General features: G+C 72.8%; 6 protein-coding genes. 2 read left to right on the top strand and 4 right to left on the bottom strand.

All coding sequences use genetic code 11. The features are described 5' to 3' along the window. The 4 genes from Q9S36_RS51190 to Q9S36_RS51175 all read right to left on the bottom strand — a co-directional run. Positions 1 to 553, bottom strand: a 553-nt coding sequence (locus tag Q9S36_RS51190; RefSeq protein WP_311292395.1) for a hypothetical protein, incomplete at its 3' end; no start/stop codon positions are given. 282 nt (positions 554 to 835) lie between these two features. Continuing rightward, positions 836 to 1,669 carry a hypothetical protein gene (locus tag Q9S36_RS51185; RefSeq protein ID WP_311292394.1) on the bottom strand — a complete coding sequence of 278 codons (834 nt, stop codon included), beginning with the start codon at positions 1,667 to 1,669 and terminating at the stop codon, positions 836 to 838. 86 nt (positions 1,670 to 1,755) lie between these two features. Then, the gene (locus Q9S36_RS51180) at positions 1,756 to 3,933 is read right to left on the bottom strand and encodes a UvrD-helicase domain-containing protein (protein WP_311292393.1); all 2,178 of its coding nucleotides are present in this window, start codon (positions 3,931 to 3,933) and stop codon (positions 1,756 to 1,758) included. A gap of 118 nt (positions 3,934 to 4,051) precedes the next feature. After that, positions 4,052 to 4,810, bottom strand: a complete 759-nt coding sequence (locus Q9S36_RS51175) for an enoyl-CoA hydratase-related protein (RefSeq protein ID WP_311292392.1) — start codon at positions 4,808 to 4,810, stop codon at positions 4,052 to 4,054. Between the two features lie 55 nt (positions 4,811 to 4,865). Here Q9S36_RS51175 and Q9S36_RS51170 point away from each other — a divergent pair, with 55 nt between their 5' ends. Both Q9S36_RS51170 and Q9S36_RS51165 read left to right on the top strand, forming a co-directional pair. Continuing rightward, a complete protein-coding gene (locus tag Q9S36_RS51170) occupies positions 4,866 to 6,407 on the top strand; it encodes a molybdopterin-dependent oxidoreductase (protein WP_311292391.1) in 1,542 nt (513 codons plus the stop codon). A gap of 139 nt (positions 6,408 to 6,546) precedes the next feature. Further along, positions 6,547 to 6,993, top strand: a complete 447-nt coding sequence (locus tag Q9S36_RS51165; protein ID WP_311292390.1) for a fasciclin domain-containing protein — start codon at positions 6,547 to 6,549, stop codon at positions 6,991 to 6,993. Positions 6,994 to 7,023 lie beyond the last annotated feature (30 nt).

Here is a 7,023-nt window from a genome sequence, read left to right as displayed (position 1 = left end):
CGTCGGTGGCGAGGTCGTACCGCTTGATCGCCTCCGCGACCAGCCGGTCCAGCTGCGCCGGTGCCACCTTCCCGGCGACCGCCGACACCTGCCCGTCGACGAACGCGACCGCCTCGGGGGTCAGGGCCGGCGTCGTGTGGATGGTGACCTCCGCGACCGACCGGGCCCGCCAGGCCGGCACCACACCCGCCTGCACAAGCGCCCACAACCGCGGCAGCCGGTGCCGCAGCTCGAGCGCGTGGCCGATGAGCTTCTTCGCCGCCGTGCTGGACATCCCCAGCACTGCGCCGAGCTCAGGGATGCAGAACTCCGCCACCAACGGCGCACCCACACCCGCGATCGGCTCCTCGTGCTCACACCCCGGGGTCGCGAACGTCGCCGCGTGGTGGACCGATTCCGGCGGATGCAGGTCGGCCCACCGCGCCGCCAGGTCCAGCTGACGAGCCGCAGCCCGATGCTCAGCCGCCCTCTCAACGCGGATCGAGGCGAGCACGTCGGACGCCGAGAGGTCGTCTGCGACCCTCTCGACGTCCTGCGCCAGCGTCTCGATCATGTGTTCGATTATACCGCCTACCACCGACAGTGGACAGCGTCGAAGGACCGTCTGCGGAGGGGCTCGGGACGTGGTTTCGAGGCTCGCTCCGCTCGCACCTCAACCACCAGCCACGACGTGGTTTCGAGGCTCGCTCCGCTCGCACCTCAACCACCGAAGGGAGGGGCGCTCGCACCTCAACCACCGAGGATGGGCCGCTCGCACCTCAACCACCGAGGGTGGGCCGCTCGCACCTCGACCACCCACGCGGGGGGCCGCTCGCGCCGCACCCACCGAGGAGGGTCAGGGGTACTTGACGTCCATCGCGACCCAGTCGACCAGCATGCTCATCCGGTCGCCACCGGGGACGGCGTGCTCGGGCTGGACGTCCTTGTTGGAGAGCCGGAGCTGGAAGGGGATGGTCCCGCTCGGCACGCGGCGCAGGTCGGGCGTGAGGTTCATCGAGTACGCCTGGTTGCCAGCGTCGTCGTTGGCGGAGAAGGTCACGAGGTCACCGCCGACGGTGAAGGTCGCGTGGTACTGCCAGAAGGTGTCCCAGGGCTTGGCGCCGGCGGGGAAGTACTGGCCGACCGACCAGAGCTCGGCCGGGAGCCCCGACACCTCGCAGGCGGTGGAGTCGGTGCCGACCATCTCGTCGTAGCAGATGTGCGAGCCGAGCTGGGCGCCCGTGGTCTTCAGCGGGCCGTAGCTCTCGACGACGTCGAGCTCGCGCGGGTCGGTGCCGTTGGGGTGCTGGACCCAGAAGGCGGCGTAGTTGCTGCCGGTGTTGGGCATCATCAGGCGCGCGGTGACCCGCACCTGGGTGCCGACCGGGAGGGCCCAGGACTGGTTGGTGCGGATCTGGGCGAGCTGTCCGACGTCGAGCAGCCCCTGGCCGTTCTGCGCCGGCCAGTTCGAGGCGGGCATGACGTGCCACTGGTCCGGGCCGTGGCCGGCGGGGCCGTCGAACCCGTCGACGAACACCCGCTCCCAGCCCCACGACGGGTCGGGGTCGGAGTCGACGGTGTCACCCCGCGGGATCGTGGCGCCGGCCGGGGGTGCGTGGACGACGGCTCCCAGGACGGTCGCCAGGACCGTCGACGCGACGAGCGCGACGGCGCGCGTGAGCGAGGACATCACCCTCCCGAACGATGTACGTCGACCTGACCGGACCCTGCGTCCGGCGATGCTACGCAGCCGCATCAACCGGTGGCGGATCCGGGTCAACCGACCGTGGTCAGCAGCTGGGTGGCGCGCGTCAGCACGACGTAGAGGGTCGCGCGGCCGGTCGCCGACTCGTCCTCGATCTCCTGCGGGGAGACCACGACGATGCCGTCGAACTCCAGGCCCTTGGTGTCGAGGCCCGTCAGCACCACGACCCGGTCGTCCCCGCTGGGCGTGACGCTCGAGTCGACCGCGGCGCGAGCCCCGGGCGCGTCGTCGGCGAGCTCCGGCCACGACGCCAGCCAGGCGTTGACCTCCGAGCGCCGCGCGACGGGCACGACGATGCCGACGGTGCCCTCGACGCGGCCGGCGATCGTGGTGACCGCCTCGCGCACGGCGGCCTCGAGGTCGTCGACCGGGCCGACGACGAGCGGCTCCTCGCCCGTGCGGCGTACGGCGTCGGGGAGGTCGGCGTCGAGCCCGACGCGGCGGGCGTAGTCGGCGGCGAAGGCGTAGATCTCGGCCGAGTTGCGGTAGTTGGTCGAGAGGTGGAACTCGTGGAGCTCCTTGCCCTCGAGCGCCTCGGCCCGCGCGGCGGCGGCCTCGGGGGCGTCGGGCCACGACGACTGCGCCGGGTCACCGACGATCGTCCAGCTCGCGGTGCGGCCGCGACGACCGACCATCCGCCACTGCATCGGCGTGAGGTCCTGCGCCTCGTCGATGAGGACGTGGGCGTAGCCGTCGTCCTCGATGCGGTGGGTCGGCGGCGCCCACTGGCGCCCGCCGGGGGCGTACTCGCGCTCGGAGATGGTGGTCAGCTCCTGGAGGTCGACGCCGCCCTCGAGCAGGCCGGTCTCGTCGAGGTCGCGCTCGTCGTCGGTGCGCTGCGGCACGTCGCCGAGGGCGTAGCGCAGCTCGTCGAGCAGCGGGACGTCCTCGATCGACAGGTCGCCGGACGACCACGACTTCAGCAGCAGCAGCTGCTCCTCGCGGGTGACGACGCCTTCGCCCACGCGGGCGAGGAACTCCGGCTCGCGCAGCCAGCCGAAGACGGTCTGCGCGTCCAGAGGCGGCCACCACGCGGCGGCGAACTCGACGAAGCCCTCGTGGCCGAGCATGTCGTCGTCGAAGGCCTCGCGGCCGCGCTCCTTGCCGCGCTCGCCGCTGACCTGGCGCCACATCGCGTCGAGGAGCGTCTTGGCCACGCGCGGGAGCTGGCGGTTGCGGCGGCCCTGCGACATGAGCTGGCGGCGGAGCCGGCCGAGCAGGCCGGGGTCGAGCACGAGCGTCTCGTCGCGCCAGTAGATCCGGAAGCTGGTGGGCGCGCCGGGCGCGTGCTGCCGGGCCGTACGACGCAGCAGCTCGGCCATCTTCGTGGCGCCCTTGACGTCGGCCACGGCCGGCTCGTCGTGCCGGGTGGCGCGCACGCCTCCGACGACCTCGCCGAGCGAGCGCAGCGCGACCGCGGTCTCGCCGAGGCTGGGCAGCACCCGCTCGATGTAGCGCATGAAGACGCCGCTGGGGCCGACGACCAGCACGCCGCCACCCTCGTAGCGACGGCGGTCGGAGTAGAGGAGGAAGGCCGCGCGGTGCAGCGCGACGACGGTCTTGCCGGTGCCGGGACCGCCGGAGATCGACACGACGCCCTTGCCCGGCGCGCGGATCGCCTGGTCCTGCTCGGCCTGGATGGTCGCGACGATCGAGTGCATGGAGCGGTCACGCGCCCGGGAGAGCTGCGCCATCAGCGCGCCCTCGCCGACGATCGGCAGGTCGGTCTCGACCTCGTCGTCGAGCAGCTCGTCCTCGACGCCGATGACGGTGCGGTGCAGCGAGCGCAGCACCCGGCGGCGTACGACGCCCTGCGGGGTCGCGGCGGTGGCCTGGTAGAACACGCCGGCCGCCGGCGCGCGCCAGTCGATCAGCAGGACGTCGCGGTCGGCGTTGCGCACGCCGATGCGGCCGATGTAGCGCGGTTCGGGGTCGATCGAGGGGTCGAGGTCGAGGCGCCCGAAGACCAGGCCCTCGTGCGCGGCGTCGAGCTGCGCGATGCGCTTGGCGGCCTGGAAGACCATCGCGTCGCGCTCGACGAGTCCGCCCTCGTGCTCCAGCCTGCCGCGGCTGTGGCCCTCGGCCGCGAGCGCCTTCGCGCTGCGCGTGGACGCCTCGAGCTGGACGTAGACCTCGTCGACGTACTGCTGCTCCGCCGCGATCTCCCGCGCCTCGAGCTCCTCGCTCACACCTGCTCCTCATCCCCCGGCACCACTGCTGCCCGCTCCCGGCAGGCAGACCGTCAAGCGTACCGGCGCACCTCCAGCACCGCCGACTTACCGGGAATCCGTGGGACCGGGCGAGGCGCTACTTCTTGCGCGCGAGGAAGGCCGTCATCGCCTCGCGCGCCTCGTCGCTGGCGAAGAGCCGCGTGCTGGTGGCGGCCATCTCCTCGCCGAGGACGTCGATGCGGGCGACCAGGTCGCCGTTGAGGATGCGCTTGGACTCACGCAGGCCCTGCGGGGCGCCGGTGGCGAGGCTCGCGCAGAGCGCGGCGACCTCCTCGTCGAGGCGGTCCGCGGGGACCGCCCTGGTGACCAGGCCGTACGCCGCCGCCTCGGCGCCGGTGAACACCTCGCCGCCCAGCGTGGTCAGCGACGCTGCGCGGGGGTTCATCCGGTGGTGGACGGTCAGGCTGATGATCGCCGCGGCGAGGCCGAGCTTGACCTCGGTGAGGGCGAAGGTGGCGTCCTCGGCGCTCACCGCGATGTCGGCGGCGGCGACGATGCCGATGCCGCCGGCGCGGACCGCGCCGAGGTTCTTGGTGACGACCGGCTTGTCGAGGGTCACGATCAGCCGCTGCAGGTCGACGATCCGGCGGGTGCCGGCCTCCATGCCCTCGGCGCTCGCCTCCGACAGGTCCGCCCCCGAGCAGAAGACCTTGCCCGAGCTCTCGATGAGCACCACCCGGACGTCGTCGTCGGCGCCTGCCCGCTCGAGGTGCGCGAACAGCTCGGTCACGAGCTGGCGGCTCAGCGCGTTGCGGTTGGCCGGGCTGTCGAGGGTGATGGTCGCGACGGCGTCGGAGACGGCGTAGTGAACCAGCTCTGCGGGGGCGTCAGTCATGTCCGCATCCTGCCGCACGACCGATCCGGTGGGCCCGCCGCTCCGAAGACGTCCCATGGACTCCTCCGATCCCCGGTCCCGGCGGCGCGCGGCCCGGCATGCCGCCTACGGCGTGCTCGCCACCCTCGTCGGGCTGGCGGCAGCGCACCTGGTCGCGGCCTTGACCGTGCCGGCCGCCTCGCCGGTGCTGGCCGTGGGTTCGACGGTCATCGACCTCACCCCGACGCCGCTGAAGGAGTGGGCGATCCGTCAGTTCGGCACCGCGGACAAGGTGGTGCTGGTCGGCTCGGTGACGGTCGTGGTGCTGCTCCTGGCGGCCGTCGCCGGGATCGTCGCGGCCCGCCGGCCGACGGCCGGGCTGCTGGTGGTCGTCGGCCTGGCGGTCGTCGCCGGGGCGCTGGCCGTCCTGCGGCCGGGCGCGGGCCCGCTCGACGTCGTACCTGCTCTGGTCGCCGCGGTCGCCGCGTCCGCCTCCCTGGCGTGGCTGCACCGCCTCGACGACCGGAGCCCGCAGGGGCCGTCCGCCCAGACGGACGGCCCGACCCGGCGCGGGGTCCTGGTGGCGAGCGGCGGCCTCGCCGCGGCCGCGGTGACCATGGGGGCTCTCGGCCGTTGGGTGACGTCGTACCGCCTCGGTGGCACGGACGTCGCCCTGCCGGCCGCCGGCGACCCCGCGCCGGCCTTCCCCCGAGGCCTCGAGGAGACGTACGACGGCATCACCCCGCTGCGCACGCCCGCCGGCGAGTTCTACCGGGTCGACACCCGGCTCACCCTTCCCGCCGTCGACGCCGGGTCGTGGACGCTGACCATCGACGGCGACGTCGAGCAGGAGGTCACGCTGACCTTCGACGAGCTCGCCGCGATGCCCACGATCGAGCGTGACATCACCCTGACCTGCGTCTCCAACGAGGTCGGCGGCCCGTACGTCGGCGGCGCGCGCTGGCTCGGCGTGCCGCTCGCCGACGTGCTGGCGAGGGCCGGCATCGACGGGACCGGGGCCGACCAGATCCTGTCCACCGACGTGGACGGCATGACGATCTCGACGCCGCTCGACGTGGCCCTCGACGGCCGCGACGCGATGCTCGCCATCGGCATGAACGGCGGCCCGCTCCCGCGCGAGCACGGCTTCCCGGTGCGGATGGTGGTGCCCGGCCTCTACGGGTTCGTCAGCGCCTGCAAGTGGATCAGCCGGATGACCTTGACGACGTACGACGCCCAGCAGGCCTACTGGACCGAGCGGGACTGGGTGGTCGACGCCCCGATCAAGCTGTCCAGCCGGATCGACACGCCCCGGCCCCTGTCGGAGAGCCCGGCCGGGAAGGTCGTGGTGGGCGGCGTCGCGTGGGCGCAGCACGTCGGCATCGAGAAGGTCGAGGTGCGCATCGACGGCGAGGCCTGGCAGCCGGCGCGGCTCGGCCCGCAGGTGAACGACGACTACTGGCGCCAGTGGTTCTTCGAGTGGGACGCCGAGCCGGGCCAGCACTTCCTCTCGTGCCGTGCCACGAACAAGGACGGCGAGGTGCAGACGCCCGTACGGATGCGGCCCTTCCCCGAGGGCTCCAGCGGCGTCCAGGAGATCGCCGTCACCGTCCGCTGACCTGCCCGGACCCGATGTGTCCGAGGTTTGTCCAAAGTTTTTCGCCAGAACACCCATCCGTCTCCGCAGCCGCCACGAACACCTCCCGACAGCGGGCTCCGGCCCACTCCACCGCGGCACCCCACCGAAAGGCACCACCATGACCACCTTGCTCCGCACCCGCACCCTCGGCATCGCTGCGCTTGCGCTGACCGCGTCCATGAGCCTGGCCGCCTGTGGCTCCGAGAGCGACACCGACAGCAGCGCGTCCGACACGACGTCGTCGGAGACCACCTCCGAGTCGCCCTCCGAGTCCCCCATGGAGTCCGAGTCCCCCATGGAGTCCGAGTCGCCGATGGCCGCCGACGCACCGTTCGGCGAGGCCTGCTCGCAGGTCCCCACCTCCGGTGAGGGCTCCGTCGAGGGCATGGCCGACGACCCGGTCGCCACCGCCGCCTCGAACAACCCGCTCCTCTCCACCCTCGTCACCGCGGTCGGTGAGGCCGGTCTCGTGGACACGCTCAACAACGCCCCCGAGCTCACCGTCTTCGCGCCGGTCAACGACGCCTTCGCGGCCATCCCGAAGAAGGACCATCTTGGTCCGTGACGTCAGCTTCGCCTCGGCGACCCGTGCCGA

The sequence above is a fragment of the Microbacterium sp. ARD31 genome, assembly GCF_031844425.1.
This window is presented reverse-complemented; position numbering and strand designations above follow the sequence as displayed.

Coding starts and splice junctions, on each gene's coding strand:
- Q9S36_RS51185 (WP_311292394.1), bottom strand. CDS start 1,669: ATGTCCTCGCTCACGCGCGCCGTCGCGCTCGTCGCGTCGACGGTCCTG.
- Q9S36_RS51175 (WP_311292392.1), bottom strand. CDS start 4,810: ATGACTGACGCCCCCGCAGAGCTGGTTCACTACGCCGTCTCCGACGCC.
- Q9S36_RS51170 (WP_311292391.1), top strand. CDS start 4,866: ATGGACTCCTCCGATCCCCGGTCCCGGCGGCGCGCGGCCCGGCATGCC.
- Q9S36_RS51165 (WP_311292390.1), top strand. CDS start 6,547: ATGACCACCTTGCTCCGCACCCGCACCCTCGGCATCGCTGCGCTTGCG.